The organism is Lacticaseibacillus rhamnosus, assembly GCF_900636965.1.
In the GTDB taxonomy this organism is placed as follows: domain Bacteria; phylum Bacillota; class Bacilli; order Lactobacillales; family Lactobacillaceae; genus Lacticaseibacillus; species Lacticaseibacillus rhamnosus.
Genome location: NZ_LR134331.1, coordinates 1,065,954 through 1,084,575 on the forward strand (window position 1 = coordinate 1,065,954; position 18,622 = coordinate 1,084,575).

Here is an 18,622-nt window from a genome sequence, read left to right on the forward strand (position 1 = left end):
GACCCTTATGACCATCCGACGAATACAGCAGAGTGATTTTGCTGATGTAGACGCATTATTGCATACCGCATTTAGCGCCAGTAAGCGCGGCTATCATGACGAAGCAGCGCTCGTAGCAGAATTGAGGCGAACCACTGATTATGAAGCGGCTTTAGAAGTCGTTGCCATGATTGATGGACATTTAGTCGGCTATGGGCTCATGACGGCGGCAACGATTACGCCGGATGCGCATATGAACGGAGTAGCACTTTGGCCGTTAGCAGTCGCACCGGCGTATCAAGGGAGCGGTTTAGGCACGGCCATTGTCTCTGAGCTTGATATGCGGGCAACCGATCTACGCCGCGATTTTGTCAGTGCGATTGGTGATCGTCAATTCTTCGGCCGGTTCGGATTTCGTAAAGCAGCCGCCTACAAACTTGAACCGCCATTTTCGATTGTTGCCGAAGATCATCTCATTAAGGAACTCGTGCCCGGTGTTCTAGCCAGTGTGCACGGGAAAGTCAATTATGCACGCCCATTTCTTGCCAAAATGCCAAACTAGACAAATTAATTGAATCCGTTGATAAGTTGCAGGTTACTCTGCAGCTTATTTTGCTGGTCGTTGCCTTCAAACATTACTTTTCTTTGTGGTGGGCTGATTGATGTGCCTTATGTAAGGTGCCGATACACAGGCCGCCACTGACCAAAGCACCGCCCATTAGTGTGTTGTCAGTGACATGTGGCCAATATTCTACAAAGATGACGAAACCAATGATAATGACTGCTGTCAATAGTTGCCATGACAGATGATAGGGTTGCCGTGCCTTCATTTAAAAGCCTTCTTTTTTGGGTCTTAACTAACTGATTGCGTTTCGAAACTAGCAGGTGTGGAGCCCTGACGCGTGGAAATTTTCCAACCTCTACACGCAGGTTTCTACGCCCGTCAAAATCATCATATTTTCTTAATAAAAAGTCACCATCAGCCTACTGCAAAAATCCTTGAGTTTAAAGCCCTTACCTGTGAGTTGCTGTGATGATCGTTGCATATGTGTCCATTTAACGATTGATTCGGTTGATGATTCATGGCCTGGCGAAATCTTTTAAACGACAGGGTTTATTAGGTATCACAACATGTCAAGTCGGTTACAGTTTAACGATTACTTTGCAGAAGTGACAATGACTGTTACAATATGAACATATTCAAACGGCTATCAGGTAGTTCGTAAGGTGTGGTGGCTGTCAATTATTTTGGGGGGATTTTGCGTGAAGCAGTTTTATATTGTTGACAGTTCAATTCTTCCAGATGTGGTTGGCAAAGTGATTGCCGCACGAACCTTACTCCAAAATGGTGAAGTTAAACAGGTCAGCGAGGCGGTTAAGCAAGTTGGCATTTCTCGCGGCACCTATTACAAGTACAAAGATTATGTTTTCCTGCCTGATCATGAAATGGCATCGCGAAAGGCGGTCATTTCATTAATGCTCCATCACGATCGCGGTATTTTGTCAGAAGTTTTGACGGTCATATCGCATGCACAGGCCAGCATCGTGACGATTAACCAGAATATTCCAATCCATAATTGGGCTAGTGTTGTGATCTCATTTGATATTTCGGCACTGCAAGGGACCATTGATGATTTAGTAACCAAACTTGGCGATATTCGCGGCGTCAGTGATGTTCATCTGATTTCGGTAGAATAAGCGGCATGTTTTTTTGGAGGCTTTATGAAAATCGCATTTAAATTATTGCTCTGGGTGTTAGTAGCCGGAGTTGCTTTATTTCCGGCGCTATTATTGATTTTGTTTGTCATTGGCCTGAGCGTTGTTATTTCGGGTGCTTTGGCAGTCAGTGCCGTTGGTTTTGTAATGGGCACTATTTTTGTTGCATTGGTAGGGTTGGGCATTATGATTCCAAGTGTCTTGCTCATTATTCGATTTATGACTTTCCGGACAGTTAATGCCCGATTTCAGCGCGGCGGTGAACGCTTAGTCCTTCCGGTGAGGGTTCATTTAACTGGGCGCGCGATCTACCATGCTATTTATGAAAATTACAAAGCTGGGCGTCGTCAGGGAAAACATGTTTTTCAAGCGTGGAGTTTTGGTTTAGAGACGTATTTTCATGAAGATCTTCAAGCGTATCTGGCAGACCAGATTCTCGCGCAACACGGTCCGGAGATGGCAGAGGCTTTTGTCTTAGATAAACGTCATTCATATACCATTGCTTATTAACAAATAATCGAAGGTAAGTTCACCGTTTTGGGATGTTCTCGAAACCGGAAATAGCATGTTTAAAAAATTGGCCTTAGCGTTTAACAATTTCAGTTGCGCTAAGGTCTTTTTTCAGCTAATGGGTTCAGTAAAACGAAGCACTAAACCTTGGCACCGTTACCAATCGGCATGATAAAAAGTGTCGGATCGCTTAATTGGGCCACGTTTCGTCTGCACGTGGGCGTCGTTGAATGAGCCGATTGGTTCGCGGCCAGCGCAGTTCCTCGAAACCGATGAATTCAATGGTTAGGCGGGTCTGTTGCCGCAGTAAGCCGATAAAAAGCTCTAATTGCGCCAGATCATAGTTGTGCAGGCTGTGCAAGGGGATGGAACGCAGGCGTTGATCTTTTGGTTGGATGTTAAAAAAGAAGTTAAATGCCGGCGTGTAGGTCTGGTTGACAAGTGAAATCCAGTACCGTGTTTTCCGGCGCCGTTTAAATAACGGGGTCAATCGTTCCATGATAATCTTGAGATCGTTAGTCATAGCTATTGCCACCATTATGGCCTCCTACAAGTGATGCGCGCTGAATGGCGGTACCGCCGTGCATGGCGCTTTTGGCGTAGACGAGTGCTTTAAAGCCGAATCGATTGCGGATCGCATCAAGCGTTCGTTCCAGGTTTGTTGCCTTGATTTGCTGATCGATCGGTTCAAAAAAATTGAGTTGTTCGCCGGTGTCCGGGGCCAAGCGGGAGGTGTAGACTGCTACATTACGAACGACTTCGCCATGCCAGTTATCGCGAAAAATTTCGCGTAAAGTCGTCACGATATCTGAGTCGCGATTCGTTGGCAGCATTCGTTTAGCTTGTGAAAACCCAGTGCGACCGTCTGCTTGGCTCTCAGCGTATGAAAAGCCAATTCCAAGTGTGATTTCACCGGCCCGTTTGCGGTGATGACGCAAGCGGGCGGCCACTTGTTCGCCGATTTCCTTAATCACAATTTCGATTTCGAACTGATTACGATAATCGCGTGGCAGCACTTGAGAATTACCGATACTTGGCTGGCGCGTGACGATCCGCTGACTAATCTTGGTGCGATCAATGCCCCATGCGGTCGCAAAAAGCTGCGTGCCAAGAATGCCCAGCTCTTGTTTTAAGGCGTACGGATTGGCGTGAGCAAGTTCATACATACTTGTGATGCCCATTCGTGCTAGATGTGCGGCGGTACGGTGACCGATGCTCCAGACATCCGTCATATTCTTGATTCGCCAGATAGTTTCAGGCACCGTTGCATATGTAATTTCGCCGAGTAAATCGGAATTGTGCTTGGCGTATACATCCAGTGCTATCTTGGCCTGGACTGGATTCTCACCCATACCGACAGTGGTGCGTAAACCGAGCTGTTGGTGAACCGTTGCCTGAATTAACTTGGCAACGGCGCGTGGTGTCTTGCCAAAAAGTCGCCAAGTATGGGTTAAATCGAGAATGGATTCGTCAATCGAGTATGGCCATAAATCTTCATCGGCAACGAACTGACGAAAAATGTCATTGATAGCCAGATTCTTCTTAATGTAAAGGTTCATACGCGGGGGCACGACAATTAAATGTGGTTCATTAGGTAAATCGCGTTGCCGGCTGACGTTACTCTTGAGACCATACATTTTTTTGGCCATTGGCGATGTGGCTAAAATTAAACCGCCGTTCGTATTTTCCTGTTCGGACATCACCACGAGGACGGTTTTGAGTGGATCAAGTCCACGCTCGATGCTTTCAACCGATGCATAGAAGGACTTGTTGTCGATCAAAAAAATGACGCGATGCGGTTCATGCGAATAGTCATAGCGCATATCAATCACCTCTGTGGCTATTATACGAACGTATGTTTGCAAAGGCAAGTTATTTTCTGCTTACGTTGACAATGCGCAAATAAAAAATCCACGCTGCCTGAAAAAAGACACCGTGGATCAAAAGTTTATCGGTTGAAACTATTAACTGACTAACGCATGCAGCCACCCATATGCCAGGATGAAGCCCAAGATGTAAAACCGTGCATCATGGTATCAGGGGCAATGGCTGTCCAGCCGTGGGTAACGAATGCTAAAACGAATAAGGCGGTAAAGATTGCTGCGATAACACTCAAAGTAACGATTAAAGGCCGCCATTTTTCCGATAACATCATACTTCGCCTCCTGCTATTGAATGTTAACTTCTGCCATTAGTATAGCACCACGAACTTAATAGCCAAGTTAAGCTGCAGGCAACACCGTCGTTCAGCATGATCGAAACGTGAATCAATCACGCTCCCATTTGATCTTGAGGTTGGTTTCGATTAAGTCGCCATCATCGAGTGCAAATGGTTCAACCACGCTGGTGCCATCTGGTTTCGTGAATTTGATGTTTAAAATATTATCATCGCGGTAAACCACCTCCCAAGTACCGTTGCTTGGGGTGTTGTTGTTAGTTGCTGTGTATGTGCCATCGCTATTGAAATTGAACGTTGCCCGATCGCCGGATTCCCACCGGCCAACAATGCCGCTGGTTGAGTGATTATCGTTGCGTTTTGAAGTGTCAGATGGGTAGGTGCGGTTGGTTTTGGTCACGCCATTGTCGTCATAGTCATCATCATCGTCGTCATCAGTGTCACGACTTGTTTGTGAAGCCTGTGACGATGACGAGGCGGTGTTGGACGAGGCAGCTGCTGCGTCTAAAGTGAGTGCAGCGGCTTGGCCTTTCAGGGGAACGATCACGTCACGGGTGAAATCTTTAGTAGCACCGTCATGCGTGCCGCTGAGTTTAAGGGTATAGCGGCCCGGAAGTTGATTGTTGATCGTGTATTGACCATTATGATTGGCAGCTTGCACCGGCGTATGATTCAGCGTTAACGCTGCGTTTTTAAGGTTAGTCTTCACGGTTACCGCGGTGGTTCCAAGCTTGAATTTATACTTCGGGAAAAACAGCATTTCCTGACCTCGCTTGACCACCTGTACCATGCCGCTGGTGGACTTAGCCCGAATCATGGTATTTAAAAGGCTGCGATAATGGCGATCCTCAATGAGTTGGGCCAGTGGTTTGAGGTCATCTTCATGCAAAGGCGTTCCATCGCTGGCAACGGCAACTTCCGCCATATCATCAGCATCGCCGCTTGTCATTTCTTCGGCAAGCTCGGCAACTTGCCGGTCTTGACTATAATAGGCGGCGCCGGCTAAATAGGCACAACCGGCTATTAAGATGACGACAATGCCGACAATCCATGGCCAGCGCCGATGTGAGTGCGGCGTATGTCGGGTTGGCGCTGGGGCTGCTGCAGTTGTTGATGCAGGGGTCGTTGGCGGTTGCGGCGTGGACGCTTCGTTTTCGCTTGTTTGCTGCGCTTGCAGGCGGGCTGACCGTAAATCAAAGCCGCAGTTTGGGCAAAAGTCATCGTCCGGTTTAATCGGTTGCCCACAGTTAGGGCAGAATCTTAACGGTGTTTGCATGTATCATTCCTCCAAAGTTTTAATGAGTTGAGCAGCAATTTGATCATGGCCGCGTTGATTAGGGTGGAACGTATCCCGGGGGCCATTGGCAGTGAAATCCGGAATGACAGTGCCAGCCGGTCCGGTGACATCATCATGACCTTGCCAGATGGTTGCCAAGTCAACGACCGGTACCTGGTAGGTTTGCCCCACTGCTTTAACAACGGCATCGAATTTCAAGTCGGCATTAACGTAGGGCCCTTGATTTGGTGACCAGGTTGTCATGAGGATCAGTTGTGCCGAGGTTTCTTTTTGCAACGTGGTGACAATGGTTGTCAGTGCTTGTTGATAGGCAGCGAGCGCAGTTGGGGTTGCGCCACCGACAGCGTCATTGGTGCCAAACTCAATAGTGATCACATCCGGATGCTGAGCAATGAGTTGCGGTAAAGCGGGGACGCCCAAGTTAGTAGCCGTTTTTCCCACTTCCGCAATGCCGGCCTCGGTGACGGTTTTGCTGGTTAATCGGGCCAGCTGCCGGGCAAAAAGCGATGTAAAACGAGTGGCTTTTTTATCGGCAAAAAGGCCAACTGAAAGACTGTCGCCAAAAGGAGCATAAACTAACTGTGTTTTGCTTTTGGCCTTCAATTGCGCCAGTCGGGTCGGGCGCGGCGGCGTTGAAGCGGCGCTGGCCTGCCGACTGCGAACTGGCGCAGAGGAGCGGCTTGACTTAGCAGCTTGCCGCGAAACCCCACAGCCAGCCGCTAGCAACAATAGTAAAACACCCAATCCCAACCAAATCTTTTTCATCCCAATACCCTTCTTGAATCGACTGATGACATGCTGGTTATAAATGGTCTTTAGCTAACAAATCGGGTATTGCGCGCTTTCCAATCTTCTAGCTTGATAAAGACCCAGAAACTGTAAATGCCAAGCGTGATGATCGATAGCAGCAGCCACTTAATCCAATTGCCAAATAAACCGACAGCGGAACCGTAAAAATGCATCCGATGGCCTTCAATCACGGTATGGTTGATCTTCCAGCCATACAACATGGTCAACGCCCAAGGATAGCAGATGCCAAACGTGGCGATTGTGATCACTGTACCAAGAATGGCCCAGCCAATATAAGCCAATAAGCCGCCATCGAAAAAAGAATTTCGTCCATTTCTCATTTCCATAATCGTTGCATCCTCCAACTTCTTTACTTAAGTGTATCAGAGTCATCGGGCAACGCAATGAATATGCGCTATAGTGAGCGCGAGCCGACTCCTGCGCCGGGGAGCGCGTTATGGGCGTAAAGGAGAACTAGTGGCCTTGGGCGTGGCCATTGCGACCAAAAGCCCTACTTACACGCAAGCCCTTGCGCCGGAGAACGCGTTATCGTGATTGTCTGGCTCACGCTTAACGCCAAAGTTTGGTACAATAGGTCAAGGAATTTTTCACTTGGCTTTTCTGAAAGGACGATTCGTTAAATGGTAATGGATGCCGCATTAAAGGGTATGAATGATAAGCAGGCAGAGGCGGTGTTAGCCACTGAAGGACCGGTTTTGATTATGGCAGGGGCCGGTTCTGGCAAGACGCGGGTTTTGACCCACCGAATTGCTTATTTAGTTGAAGAAAAAAACGTTAATCCATGGAACATTCTTGCCATTACGTTTACGAACAAGGCTGCGCGGGAAATGCGGGAACGGGTGGGTAAACTGGTCGATCCTGAAATTGCCCGCGATATTTGGGTTTCAACGTTCCACGCATTGTGTGTTCGTATTTTGCGGCGCGACATTGACAAACTCGGTTACAATCGGGCGTTTACGATTGCTGATCCAGCCGAACAACTCACTTTGGTTAAGCACATTTTGGCTGACTTCAATCTGGATCCCAAGCGTTATGATCCTAAGTCGATTCTTGGCGCGATTTCGGGTGCCAAAAACGAACTAATCGACCCGCAAACTTATTCAGACGAGCAGGCCAACAGCCCATTTACCAAAACTGTGGCCCAAGTTTACGCGGAATATCAAAAACGCCTGCGCAGTGATCAGGCACTGGACTTTGATGATCTCATCATGCAGACCATTGTGTTATTTGAAAAGGATCCCGAAACGCTCGGCTTTTACCAGCGCAAATTCCGGTATATTCACGTTGATGAGTATCAGGATACGAACGAAGCCCAATATCGCCTCGTGCATATGCTGGCGGAAGGTTATCACAATCTGTGCGTGGTCGGGGATGCCGATCAGAGTATTTACGGTTGGCGCGGCGCTAATATGCAAAACATTCTGGACTTTAAAAAGGATTACCCTAAAGCCCAAGTCATTTTGCTTGAGCAGAATTATCGCTCAACCAAGACAATCCTGAGTGCTGCCAATGATGTGATTAAAAACAACTTGAATCGCCAGGCCAAAACGTTATGGACGGAAAATGCCACCGGCGACAAGATCACGTATTATCGGGCTCAAAGCGAAACCGATGAAGCCATTTTTGTGATTCGCCGCATTGAAGCGGAAATGGCAGAACATCACCGCAAGTACGGGGACTTTGCGATTTTATATCGGACAAACGCCCAATCCCGTGCGATTGAAGAAGCGTTCGTGAAGTCCAACATTCCTTATAAAATGGTGGGCGGACATAAATTCTATGATCGTAAGGAAATTCGCGATGCCTTGGCTTATTTCCGGTTGGTCGTCAATCCGGATGATGATATGAGCTTTAATCGGATCGTGAATGAACCTAAGCGCGGGATTGGCAATACAAGTGTTGCTAAACTGGAAGCCTTTGCTAATCAGCATGATTGGTCACTCTTGGAAGCAGCGGCAAATGCTGAGCTTAGTCCGATTTCAGGCAAAGCCCGCGGCAATCTAGCCCAATTCGGTAAAATGATTCAACGACTTGGTCAGCGGCGGAAAGATTTGAACGTTACGGAAATGATGCAGGCAATTCTGGATGATAGCGGTTATTTAGGGACGTTACGTGCCGCCAACACCTTGGAAGCCGAAACGCGAGTGGAAAACCTTGAAGAACTTTTGTCAGTGACCCAAGGATTTGATGCGCGCTACCAGCCAGAAAATGAAGACAGTGATATTTTTGTCGACTTTTTAGCTGAATTGGCGCTGTTGTCTGATCAAGATGAAGTTGAAGAAGATGCCCAGGAAGTGACGTTGATGACGTTGCATGCGGCTAAGGGACTGGAATTTCCAGTGGTCTTTCTGGTGGGCATGGAAGAAGGGCTTTTCCCGTTGAGTCGCGCGGCCATGGATGAAGGCGAGCTTGAAGAAGAGCGGCGATTGGCTTACGTCGGGATCACCCGAGCAAAACAAAAGTTATATTTGACCAATGCCTATGCCCGGATGTTGTATGGTCAGCGTCAAAATAATCCGGCGAGCCGTTTTATTGAAGAAATTGATCCTGAATTGCTTGATATTTCCGGTGCTGCCCAGCCGAAAAGTGATATACCGTTCATCAACCGCACCGATCGCGCCTTTAGTTCGCCTTATAGCCGTCATCCTGAAACCACCGGGACGCCGGTAACCGTTAAACCGGCTCCAACCACTGGTGCCGGTAAGACAAGCTGGGAAGCCGGCGATAAAGTCGAACACCGTAAATGGGGAATCGGTACCGTGGTCAAAGTAACCGGCACCGGTGACGATCAGGAACTTGATATAGCCTTTAAAGCGATGGGGATTAAACGGTTATTAGCTGCGTTTGCCCCGATTAAAAAAGTTGAAGCTTAACGATGCATGAAAGGTTGTTAACCGCGTAGTGAATAAGGAGGTTCGCCGTGTTAAGTAAACCAGCTGCTCAATTTACACTTGAAGAAGCCGAAGCCGAGATTGCCAAGCTTCGAAAACAGTTAAATCAATGGCGCTTGGAGTATTACACCAAAGACGCTCCAACGGTCACAGATAATGTTTATGATGATCATTATCGTGACTTGCAAGCGTTAGAAGCCGCTTTTCCAAAACTGGTGACGCCTGATTCACCGACGCAGCAAGTTGGCGATGTGATTAATTCGGATTTTGCCAAAGTTCGGCACCCGATTCCCATGCTGTCAATGGGCGATGTCTTTTCATTTGAAGAACTTAGCGAATGGGATGCGCGGATGCAGGCTAATGTGGGGCATGCGGTTGATTACAATGTTGAATTGAAGATTGACGGCCTTGCTTTGTCGCTTATTTATGAAAATGGCCGCTTAGTGCAAGGCTCCACCCGTGGCGATGGTAATATCGGCGAAGATGTGACGAAAAATGTTTTAACCATTGCTTCGGTGCCTAAGACTTTGAAGCGGCCACTATCGCTTGAAGTGCGCGGTGAGTGCTATATGCCTAAAGCTGCGTTTGCCAAATTAAACGCACGCAAGGAGGCAGATGGGGACACGCCATTTGCCAACCCGCGTAATGCTGCGGCCGGTTCGTTGCGACAGCTCAACCCTAAAATCACTGCCGGGCGTGAATTGGATACGTTTATTTACACGTTAATTGACGCCGATCGGTTTAATGTCAAAACCCAGCATGAGGCGATCGCATTTATGCAGGATCTTGGGTTCACAACCAATCCAAGTTCCGAAGTGGCTAGTGATATGCAAGCGATCGATGCTTATATAACGAAATACACCAGTGATCGGGATGCTTTGCCGTATGGAATCGATGGGATTGTGCTAAAGGTCAATGACTTGGCTTTGCAGGCCCAACTCGGAAACACCGTCAAAGTACCGCGGTGGGAAATTGCCTATAAGTTTCCCCCGGAAGAAGCCAAAACGGTGATTCACGATATCGTGTGGACGGTGGGTCGAACCGGGGTTGTGACGCCGACTGCGGTGATGGATCCGGTTCAGTTGGCTGGGACAACAGTCGCACGGGCAACGTTGCACAATGCCGACATGATTCGGGATAAGGATATCCGCATCGGCGACACTGTCATGTTGCATAAAGCCGGCGATATTATCCCGGAAGTTTCACGCGTACTGGTTAAAAAACGGCCAGCCAATACCCCACCAGCGCCGATTCCGGAAGAATGTCCATCATGCGGTCAAAAACTGGTTCACCTTGATGATGAAGTGGCGTTACGCTGCATCAATCCGATGTGCCCGGCGCAAGTACAAGAACAGTTGACCCATTTTGCCTCGCGTAATGCAATGAATATTGATGGATTAGGTCCGAAAATCATCGCGCAACTGCAGGCTAAGAAGCTTGTGACGGATGTCGCCGATCTTTATCGACTTACGGCCACTGACTTGGAAAAGCTGGATAAGTTCAAAGAAAAATCAATTAATAATTTGTTAAATGCGATTAATAATAGTCGGCAAAATTCTGTCGAACGCCTAATCTTTGGGTTGGGCATTCGCCATGTCGGTGGCAAAGCGGCACGTATTCTGGCCGAGCATTTTGGCAGTTTGGATGAGCTCATGGCAGCCGACCAAGACCAAGTTGCGGCAATTCCGAATATCGGGCCAACCATTGCCGAAGCGGTTGTCACCTATTTTAAAACGGATACGGTGAAGAAATTGGTTGAACAATTGCGCTCTGCCGGTGTTAACCTGCGTTATACCGGTCCAACCCGTCCGGCAGTAAGCGATAGTTTTGTTTCTGGCAAGACCGTGGTGATCACCGGCAAGTTTGCCGAGTTCTCCCGGCCGGAATTGACGAAACGCTTAGAGCAGCTGGGTGCAAAAGTAACTGGCTCAGTGTCGAAGAAAACCGATCTCGTCATTGCCGGGGATGCAGCTGGTAGCAAACTGACCAAAGCACAGGATTTGAATGTTCCAATTATGGATGAGACAGCGTTGTTGACGAACTTGAAGAATTGAGGAACTTCATCAATGAAGAAATTTTTTACGTTAACCTTACTGACAGGCGCCATTGTGCTGTTGGCGGCGTGCGGCAAGCTAAATCTTGACAGCGGCAGCAGTAGCACCGGTGGAACCAAAACCGGCAGCTACCAAACGACTGGAACGGTTGATAATAGTATGTACCAAGGCGTGATCAAGAATGGCCGCTATCAGACCAGCAGTGCACGTGGTTTGATGCTGCAACAAAACGATCAAGGCGAAAATACTTTTAACATCAAGAGTATGGAAAGTGGCTTGGAGAGTTTGGCCAAAGCCCAATTTTCAACGGATAAATATTCGTTTGAAGAAGGGCAGTTATTGAGCACGGCAACAGCAAGAAGTTGGCTTAAGCGGGAGTCAAAGAGCAATCCCGATGGCTTAAATCCGGTTGATAACGGGAAGAAAGATCCTGATACCCGTAATCCGATGTATCTACAGCAGATTCTGGAGCAGGACTTCATGGTGCAAGACGGCAATAGCATGAAACTAGGCGGGATTGCGATTGCGCTTGGCATGAATCAGGTCGATTACTACACCAAGACCGAATATGGCGCGCAATATCAAACCGAAATTTCCGAAGCAACGCTGAAGAAACAAGGCGAGGCCATGGCAGCAAAAGTTGTCGCACGACTACGCAAAATGGAAAAAGTGCCGAGTGATGTACCGATTTTGGTAGGTATTTACAAAAACGCCGAACAAGATAGTCTGGTTGGCGGCGTTTATGTCGAACACGCGACCAGCAAGAGTGGAACGGATCTCGGTTCCTGGAAGAAACTTAATCAGCAAAATGAAATTCTGCCGGTTGTCAGTGACCATAAAGCGATTAACAGTACGGTTGCCAATGACTTTTCGAGTTTTACAAATCAGGTAAAAGGCTTCTTCCCGACCTTAGCAGGGATCACGGCTCAGGCGCATTATGAAGATGGCAATTTAAGCGGCATGAAGATTACCGTTAACACTCAGTTCTATGGCTTGACGGAAATTCAAAGTTTCACGCAGTACATTTCAACTGCCGCCAATAAGTATTTGCCATCCGGTGTGCCAATTGAAATTACCATTCAAAGTACCCAAGGCATCCAGGCATTTGTCTCGCGAAGTTCTGGGGACAAAGGCTTTTATACGCATGTATTTGGAAGTTATTAAAGGAAACTATGGTAAACTACGAATGATAATGAAAATGAAAGCGGGGATAGCATGATTTCAAAAGACAGTGTGGCACACGTGGCCAGTCTGGCTAAGCTGCAATTTTCCGAAGCCGATTTGGAGAAGTATACCGGTCAGCTTTCTGAAATTTTGGATATGGTTGAACAATTGGAAAGTGTTTCAACTAAGGATGTACCAGTCACCACCCAAAGCATTCATCTTGAGAACGTGATGCGTCCGGATGTTGCTAAGCCGAGCGAACCAGTCGCCGAATTGCTTAAGAACGTTCCGACTAAAAAAGGAACCTATATTCAAGTGCCGGCGATCATTGACAAGGAGGAGGACTAGGGCGTGGATTATTTTAAAACGAATCTTGATCAACTTCATGAACAGTTACGTTCTGGCAAGCTGACCAGTCGCCAGTTGGTTGATGAGACGCTGGCTGGTATCGATAAAATCGATCCGGAAGTGGCCGCTTTCCTTGCCATAAATGCGGACGGTGCCAAGAAGCAGGCAGCCGCAATTGACGAAGCCGGTATTGCCGATGATCAGCCGTTATCCGGGGTGCCGATCGCGATTAAAGATAACATCGTGACTAAAGGCGTTGTGACAACCGCCGCTTCGAAAATTCTGGAAAACTTTAATCCCATTTATGATGCAACGGTGATGCAGAAGCTGGCCGCTGCCGGTGCGATTAATGTGGGTAAAACCAATCTGGATGAATTTGCGATGGGGTCTTCAACTGAAAACTCTGCTTTCAAAACGACTAAAAATGCTTGGGATCACAGCCGCGTTCCCGGTGGCTCTTCAGGTGGATCAGCAGCGGCTGTGGCGGCCGGTGAAGTGATTGCCGCTTTGGGTAGTGACACGGGTGGTTCGATTCGCCAACCTGCTGCTTTCAACGGCATTGTCGGCTTTAAACCAACTTATGGCCGGGTTTCCCGGTGGGGGCTCATCGCGTTTAGTTCCAGTCTGGATCAGATTGGCACGTTGACGCGCGGGGTTAAAGATGCCGCTCAGATTCTGAATGTGATTGCCGGACATGATGAACGCGACAGCACCACTGCCGATACGCCGGTACCGGACTTCACGGCCAAGATCGGGCAATCAATCAAAGGCATGAAGATTGCGTTGCCTAAAGAATATTTGGGTGAAGGGGTCGACCCTGAAGTGGCAGCTAAAATCAAAGCTGCAGCTAAGCAACTTGAAGCTTTAGGCGCAACCGTGTCAGAAGTTTCCTTGCCACACACCCAATATGCCGTACCATCTTATTACATCATCGCCAGTTCCGAAGCCAGTTCCAACTTACAACGTTTTGACGGGATTCGTTACGGTTTCCGTGCCAAAGATGTCCACAACATTGAAGATGTCTATGTTCGTTCCCGTTCCGAAGGCTTTGGACCCGAAGTAAAGCGGCGGATCATGTTAGGAACCTTCAGTTTGTCTGCTGGTTTTTATGACGCCTACTTCAAAAAAGCCGGGCAGGTACGTACGTTAATCACCCGGGATTTTGAAGCTGTCTTCGAGGATTATGATTTAATCATTGGACCGACCACGCCAACTGTTGCCTTCAAGATTGGGGAAAAAGTCACCGATCCGGTTACCATGTATATGAATGATATTTTGACGATCCCGGTCAACTTAGCTGGCTTACCGGCTGCCTCTGTTCCGGCTGGATTTGTTGATGGTTTGCCTGTGGGCTTGCAACTGATTGGCAAACATTTCGATGAAAGTACGATCTTCCAAGTTGCCGCAGCTTTTGAAGCGCAAAACGACTACTTAGCACAGATCCCGGGAGGCAAGTAAGATGAATTTTGAAACGACAATCGGGCTTGAAGTCCACGTTGAATTAAAAACCAAATCCAAAATGTTCTCACCAGCGCCAGTCACTTACGGGCAAGAGCCGAATACCGAGACCAATGTCATTGACTGGGGCTTTCCGGGCGTTTTGCCAAGCATCAATCGCGGTGCGTACCAACTTGGCATCATGGTGGCCTTAGCGTTGCATGCAGACATCACCCGGCAGACGCATTTTGACCGTAAAAACTACTTCTATCCGGATAACCCCAAAGCTTACCAAATTACGCAAAGTGAAAAACCACTTGGCACTAACGGTTGGGTTGAAATTGAAGTCGATGGGAAGAAGAAAAAGGTCGGCATCGCGGAACTGCACGTTGAAGAAGATGCCGGCAAGAACCAGCATGAAGACGACGGTTACTCTTATGTCGACTTAAACCGGCAAGGCACGCCGTTGGTTGAAATCGTCTCCAAGCCGGATATCACAAGCCCGGAAGAAGCATACGCCTACCTTGAAACCCTGCGCCAAATCGTGCAGTTTACCGGCGCTTCCGATGTCAAGATGGAAGAAGGCTCCATGCGGGTCGACACCAACCTATCCGTTCGCCCAATTGGACAAAAGCATTTTGGAACGAAAACCGAAATTAAAAATTTAAACTCCTTTGTTCATGTTCGTGATGGTTTGGCATATGAAGAAAAGCGCCAGCAAGCAGTTTTACTTAGCGGCGGTGAAGTACGTCAGGAAACGCGGCGTTGGGATCCGGATACTAAAGAGACCATTTTGATGCGGGTTAAAGAAGGCGCCGATGACTATCGCTATTTCCCGGAACCGGATTTACCGCCAGTTACGGTTTCCCAGCAGTGGATTGATGAAGTGCAGGCAACGTTGCCACAGCCACCGGCAGAACGGCGTGAGCACTACATTAAGGACTGGGGCATTCCGGCCTATGATGCTGGCGTCTTGACGCAAACCAAGGAAATGTCTGACTTCTTCGAGGCCACCGTTGCCCAAGGTGCGGACGCCAAGCAAGCGTCTAACTGGTTAATGGGTGAAGTTTCCGGTTACCTCAATGCCAAACACACGGAGCTTGGTGACGTTGCGCTGACACCGGAACACTTGGCTGGCATGATTAAACTCATTGGCGATGGCACGATTTCCAGTAAAATGGCTAAGAAGGTCTTCAAGGAAATCATTCAGCATGACACCGATCCGGATCAGTGGGTTCACGAAAAAGGGCTGATTCAGCTTTCCGATCCGGCTAAGTTGACCCCGATCATTACCACGGTATTGGACAACAATCAGCAAAGTATCGATGACTTTAAAGCCGGGAAAGATCGTGCAATTGGTTTCCTGGTTGGGCAGATCATGAAGCAAACCCATGGTCAGGCGAATCCTAAAGTTGTCAATCAGATTTTGATGACAGAAATCAAAAAGCGTTAAAGGCATTTATTGAAAATTGTGGTACGGTATTCATTGACCACATACGATTGCAACCGATTGACGGCGGTCCGTGGTACACCATTGGGCCGCCGTTTTTCGGGTATTGGTCAGGTTAAACATGCTTAGAATGTGATGACCTTAGACCACGTGAAAAGAACCCGCAAGTCAGTTGGTTTTGGAATTGGCTTGTGCATTGAAGGAGCAGAGAGTCATGAGAAAACGGGCGCGCTTGATTTACAACCCGACATCCGGGAACGAAGGATTAAAACGTTTCGTTCCTGACATTTTAAACATCATGGAACAGGCAGGCTATGAAAGCTCGGCCTTTCAAACAACGCCAAAGCCTTTTTCCGCGCGTGAAGAAGCAAAGCGGGCTACTGAAGCCGGCTTTGAGCTCATTGTGGCAGCAGGCGGCGATGGGACGATCAATGAAGTTGTCAATGGGATTGCGCCAGCCAAAAAGCGGCCTAAAATGGCGATTATCCCTGCCGGTACAACGAATGATTATGCGCGGGCACTGCGGATTTCCCGTGATGATCCGGTTGAAGCGGCACGGGTTATTTTAAAAGGGCAAACTTTGGCGATGGACATCGGTCAGGCAAACCATCATTATTTTATGAACATCGCAGCAGGTGGTTTGTTAAGCGAATTGACTTATTCGGTCCCATCCGAAGTCAAGTCTATTTTTGGGTATTTTGCTTATGTCATTAAGGGCGCCGAAATGTTGCCAGCGGTCCGGACGATGCCGATGAAGCTTGAATATGACGGTGGTGTCTATGATGGGCCGGCCAGCATGTTCTTTCTTGGTTTGACCAATTCAGTTGGCGGTTTTGAACAAATTGTGCCGGATGCCGAGTTGGGTGACGGTAAGTTCTCGCTGATTATTGTCAAGACTGCCAACATGGCCAATTTGTTGAAATTGATGGCGCTTGTCTTCAACGGTGGACGCCATGTTGACGATCCCAATATTGTCTATACCAAGACCAAAAAGTTGAAAGTCAAAACCAGCGGCCAAGACACGCTTAAGATCAACCTGGATGGCGAATATGGCGGCGATGCACCGATGACGTTTGTTAATTTAAAGCAACATATCGCGATGTATGCTAATGTAGATGAGATCCCAACCAAGAATTTAGGGACGGATGCCCAGAAGCAAAGAGACTACATGGCAGAAGTCGAATCGATCTCCCACCGCGACATTGATGGCGATGGTCAAATCGGCGCACAAGATGAAAAGGATGACTAATTTGGCCCAACCAGCTGTTACCAAGAATCAGGATCTGGAAGTTACGATTGAGGATCTCACTTATGAAGGCATGGGCGTTGCGAAAGTCGCGGGTTTTCCGCTATTTATCGAAGACGCGCTACCTGGCGAAAAGATGCAGGTACATGTGCTTAAGACCCAGAAGCAATACGGTTTTGCCAAAGTGGTGAAGCGACTGACCGACTCGCCTGATCGCGTGGCCGGCGCTGATAGTACTTACATTCGCACCGGGATTGCCCCGTTGTCGATTTTGGCTTATCCAGCACAATTAAAATTCAAACAACATCAGATCCAGGAACTCTATAAAAAGGCCCACTTGGCGATCAAAGTGTTGCCAACAATCGGAATGAAGCATCCACTAGGTTATCGCAATAAAGCGCAAGTGCCAGTGCGGTTGGTTCGTGGCGAACTTCAGACTGGTTTTTATAAAAAACACAGCCATGACTTAGTGCCGATTGAGGACTTTCTGATTCAGGATCCTAAAATCGATCAGGCAATCGTTGTGGTTCGCGACTTGTTACGTAAATATCAGGTGCCGCCTTATGATGAACGTACGAACCGCGGCGTGATTCGTAATATTATGGTGCGGCGTGGGCGGGCAACGCACCAGATGATGCTTGTGTTGGTGGCGCGCACATGGCAAGTACCGCATCTGAATGATATTGTCGAAGAAATCACGTTGGCTCTTCCGGAGGTCACCAGTGTGGTGGTTAACCTGAATGATCAACGTACCAATGTGATTCTCGGGCGTAAGTCAAAAACAATTTACGGCCGTGACTATCTTTTAGACAAACTATTAGGTAGTGAGTTTCAGATTTCGCCAGTCAGTTTTTATCAGGTTAATCCGATTCAAACTGAGGTGCTTTATACGAAAGCCATTGAAGCAGCGGGGTTAACCGGTAAGGAGACCGTGATTGATGCGTATTCTGGCATCGGGACGATTTCCTTAACCATGGCGCGGCACGCAAAACAGGTTTATGGCGTCGAAGTCGTTGAATCAGCGGTGCGCGATGCAAAGGCTAATGCAGCGCGTAATCACATCAAAAATGTGACGTTTGAGGTTGGCAAAGCAGAAGACGTCATGCAGAAGTGGAAGGACGCGGACCTGCCCGTTGATGTCCTAATGGTGGATCCGCCGCGCAAAGGCTTGGATAAAACCTTTATCGACGCGGTGGGGTATATGAAGCCGCCAAAGATGGTCTACATCTCCTGCAATCCCGCTACCCTAGCGCGTGACTTGCAGTTGCTGACAGCGTTTGGTTATACAGCCAAAGAAACTCAGCCGGTGGATATGTTTCCGCAGACGCAGCATATTGAAAGTATTACCGCGTTGACGTTGGGTTAAAGCATAGCGGGTTAAATCTGGGTTAATTGTGAGTATGTGCCAAGTATCGAGGTTGGTTCTATAATTTACAACTCCGAAATAAAGACGTACTATTTTTGAAGTGCCCCATAATTGTTAGGCAGATACTCTAACGATTGTGGGGCACTTCAGGATGGTACGCCTATTTATATTTTGCGGC

Annotated in this window: 18 protein-coding genes; 11 read left to right on the forward strand and 7 right to left on the reverse strand. The window is 48.0% G+C overall.

What is annotated here, in order from left to right:
- Window positions 1–7 precede the first annotated feature (7 nt).
- Window positions 8–541, forward strand: a complete 534-nt coding sequence (locus EL173_RS05560) for a GNAT family N-acetyltransferase (RefSeq protein WP_005688818.1) — start codon at window positions 8–10, stop codon at window positions 539–541.
- A gap of 73 nt (window positions 542–614) precedes the next feature.
- Here EL173_RS05560 and EL173_RS05565 read toward each other — a convergent pair whose 3' ends face one another.
- On the reverse strand, window positions 615–809 hold the full coding sequence (locus EL173_RS05565) for a hypothetical protein (RefSeq protein ID WP_005684612.1): 195 nt from the start codon (window positions 807–809) through the stop codon (window positions 615–617).
- 433 nt (window positions 810–1,242) lie between these two features.
- Here EL173_RS05565 and EL173_RS05570 point away from each other — a divergent pair, with 433 nt between their 5' ends.
- Window positions 1,243–1,677, forward strand: coding sequence for an ACT domain-containing protein (locus EL173_RS05570; RefSeq protein ID WP_005684613.1), 435 nt, complete (start codon window positions 1,243–1,245; stop codon window positions 1,675–1,677).
- 24 nt (window positions 1,678–1,701) lie between these two features.
- The gene (locus tag EL173_RS05575) at window positions 1,702–2,205 is read left to right on the forward strand and encodes a hypothetical protein (protein WP_005684614.1); all 504 of its coding nucleotides are present in this window, start codon (window positions 1,702–1,704) and stop codon (window positions 2,203–2,205) included.
- Window positions 2,206–2,395: 190 nt separating this feature from the next.
- Here EL173_RS05575 and EL173_RS05580 read toward each other — a convergent pair whose 3' ends face one another.
- From EL173_RS05580 to EL173_RS05605, 6 genes are all read right to left on the reverse strand, one after another.
- The gene (locus EL173_RS05580; protein ID WP_005688822.1) at window positions 2,396–2,743 is read right to left on the reverse strand and encodes a hypothetical protein; all 348 of its coding nucleotides are present in this window, start codon (window positions 2,741–2,743) and stop codon (window positions 2,396–2,398) included.
- Complete coding sequence (locus EL173_RS05585; RefSeq protein ID WP_005688823.1) at window positions 2,721–4,028, reverse strand: Y-family DNA polymerase; 1,308 nt, start codon at window positions 4,026–4,028, stop codon at window positions 2,721–2,723. The genes EL173_RS05580 and EL173_RS05585 overlap by 23 nt, the downstream gene beginning before the upstream one ends.
- A 149-nt stretch (window positions 4,029–4,177) precedes the next feature.
- Window positions 4,178–4,360 carry a hypothetical protein gene (locus EL173_RS05590; protein WP_014569414.1) on the reverse strand — a complete coding sequence of 61 codons (183 nt, stop codon included), beginning with the start codon at window positions 4,358–4,360 and terminating at the stop codon, window positions 4,178–4,180.
- A 112-nt stretch (window positions 4,361–4,472) separates the two neighbouring features.
- Window positions 4,473–5,657 (reverse strand): zinc-ribbon domain-containing protein, encoded by a 1,185-nt coding sequence (locus tag EL173_RS05595; RefSeq protein ID WP_020752202.1) that lies wholly within the window; start codon window positions 5,655–5,657, stop codon window positions 4,473–4,475.
- Between the two features lie 3 nt (window positions 5,658–5,660).
- Entirely contained in the window at window positions 5,661–6,443 is a 783-nt protein-coding gene (locus tag EL173_RS05600; protein WP_014571247.1) for an SGNH/GDSL hydrolase family protein, read from the reverse strand.
- A gap of 50 nt (window positions 6,444–6,493) precedes the next feature.
- Window positions 6,494–6,814 (reverse strand): DUF898 family protein, encoded by a 321-nt coding sequence (locus EL173_RS05605; protein ID WP_005688830.1) that lies wholly within the window; start codon window positions 6,812–6,814, stop codon window positions 6,494–6,496.
- Window positions 6,815–7,108: 294 nt separating this feature from the next.
- On the opposite strand from EL173_RS05605, the gene pcrA reads away from it, so the two are divergent.
- The 8 genes from pcrA to rlmD all read left to right on the forward strand — a co-directional run bounded on the left by pcrA (window position 7,109) and on the right by rlmD (window position 18,444).
- Window positions 7,109–9,361: a DNA helicase PcrA gene (pcrA, locus tag EL173_RS05610; RefSeq protein ID WP_005688834.1), complete on the forward strand. Its 2,253-nt coding sequence runs from the start codon at window positions 7,109–7,111 to the stop codon at window positions 9,359–9,361.
- 47 nt (window positions 9,362–9,408) lie between these two features.
- Window positions 9,409–11,433 (forward strand): NAD-dependent DNA ligase LigA, encoded by a 2,025-nt coding sequence (ligA, locus tag EL173_RS05615; RefSeq protein ID WP_005688836.1) that lies wholly within the window; start codon window positions 9,409–9,411, stop codon window positions 11,431–11,433.
- A gap of 12 nt (window positions 11,434–11,445) precedes the next feature.
- A complete protein-coding gene (locus tag EL173_RS05620) occupies window positions 11,446–12,597 on the forward strand; it encodes a CamS family sex pheromone protein (RefSeq protein ID WP_005688838.1) in 1,152 nt (383 codons plus the stop codon).
- A 51-nt stretch (window positions 12,598–12,648) separates the two neighbouring features.
- Window positions 12,649–12,945: an Asp-tRNA(Asn)/Glu-tRNA(Gln) amidotransferase subunit GatC gene (gene gatC / locus EL173_RS05625; protein ID WP_005710356.1), complete on the forward strand. Its 297-nt coding sequence runs from the start codon at window positions 12,649–12,651 to the stop codon at window positions 12,943–12,945.
- 3 nt (window positions 12,946–12,948) lie between these two features.
- The gene (gene gatA / locus EL173_RS05630) at window positions 12,949–14,403 is read left to right on the forward strand and encodes an Asp-tRNA(Asn)/Glu-tRNA(Gln) amidotransferase subunit GatA (RefSeq protein WP_005688842.1); all 1,455 of its coding nucleotides are present in this window, start codon (window positions 12,949–12,951) and stop codon (window positions 14,401–14,403) included.
- Window position 14,404: 1 nt separating this feature from the next.
- Window positions 14,405–15,835: an Asp-tRNA(Asn)/Glu-tRNA(Gln) amidotransferase subunit GatB gene (gatB, locus tag EL173_RS05635; RefSeq protein WP_014571248.1), complete on the forward strand. Its 1,431-nt coding sequence runs from the start codon at window positions 14,405–14,407 to the stop codon at window positions 15,833–15,835.
- A gap of 211 nt (window positions 15,836–16,046) precedes the next feature.
- Window positions 16,047–17,081 carry a diacylglycerol kinase gene (locus tag EL173_RS05640; RefSeq protein ID WP_005684628.1) on the forward strand — a complete coding sequence of 345 codons (1,035 nt, stop codon included), beginning with the start codon at window positions 16,047–16,049 and terminating at the stop codon, window positions 17,079–17,081.
- Window positions 17,074–18,444: a 23S rRNA (uracil(1939)-C(5))-methyltransferase RlmD gene (gene rlmD, locus EL173_RS05645; protein ID WP_019728376.1), complete on the forward strand. Its 1,371-nt coding sequence runs from the start codon at window positions 17,074–17,076 to the stop codon at window positions 18,442–18,444. The genes EL173_RS05640 and rlmD overlap by 8 nt, the downstream gene beginning before the upstream one ends.
- The last annotated feature ends 178 nt before the right edge of the window (window positions 18,445–18,622 follow it).

Excerpts from the sequence above, each read along its gene's own strand:
- EL173_RS05560 (WP_005688818.1), top strand. The coding sequence starts at position 8 with ATGACCATCCGACGAATACAGCAGAGTGATTTTGCTGATGTAGACGCA.
- EL173_RS05565 (WP_005684612.1), bottom strand. The coding sequence starts at position 809 with ATGAAGGCACGGCAACCCTATCATCTGTCATGGCAACTATTGACAGCA.
- EL173_RS05575 (WP_005684614.1), top strand. The coding sequence starts at position 1,702 with ATGAAAATCGCATTTAAATTATTGCTCTGGGTGTTAGTAGCCGGAGTT.
- EL173_RS05580 (WP_005688822.1), bottom strand. The coding sequence starts at position 2,743 with ATGGTGGCAATAGCTATGACTAACGATCTCAAGATTATCATGGAACGA.
- EL173_RS05585 (WP_005688823.1), bottom strand. The coding sequence starts at position 4,028 with ATGCGCTATGACTATTCGCATGAACCGCATCGCGTCATTTTTTTGATC.
- EL173_RS05590 (WP_014569414.1), bottom strand. The coding sequence starts at position 4,360 with ATGATGTTATCGGAAAAATGGCGGCCTTTAATCGTTACTTTGAGTGTT.
- EL173_RS05595 (WP_020752202.1), bottom strand. The coding sequence starts at position 5,657 with ATGCAAACACCGTTAAGATTCTGCCCTAACTGTGGGCAACCGATTAAA.
- EL173_RS05600 (WP_014571247.1), bottom strand. The coding sequence starts at position 6,443 with ATGAAAAAGATTTGGTTGGGATTGGGTGTTTTACTATTGTTGCTAGCG.
- EL173_RS05605 (WP_005688830.1), bottom strand. The coding sequence starts at position 6,814 with ATGGAAATGAGAAATGGACGAAATTCTTTTTTCGATGGCGGCTTATTG.
- pcrA (WP_005688834.1), top strand. The coding sequence starts at position 7,109 with ATGGTAATGGATGCCGCATTAAAGGGTATGAATGATAAGCAGGCAGAG.
- EL173_RS05620 (WP_005688838.1), top strand. The coding sequence starts at position 11,446 with ATGAAGAAATTTTTTACGTTAACCTTACTGACAGGCGCCATTGTGCTG.
- gatC (WP_005710356.1), top strand. The coding sequence starts at position 12,649 with ATGATTTCAAAAGACAGTGTGGCACACGTGGCCAGTCTGGCTAAGCTG.
- gatB (WP_014571248.1), top strand. The coding sequence starts at position 14,405 with ATGAATTTTGAAACGACAATCGGGCTTGAAGTCCACGTTGAATTAAAA.
- EL173_RS05640 (WP_005684628.1), top strand. The coding sequence starts at position 16,047 with ATGAGAAAACGGGCGCGCTTGATTTACAACCCGACATCCGGGAACGAA.
- rlmD (WP_019728376.1), top strand. The coding sequence starts at position 17,074 with ATGACTAATTTGGCCCAACCAGCTGTTACCAAGAATCAGGATCTGGAA.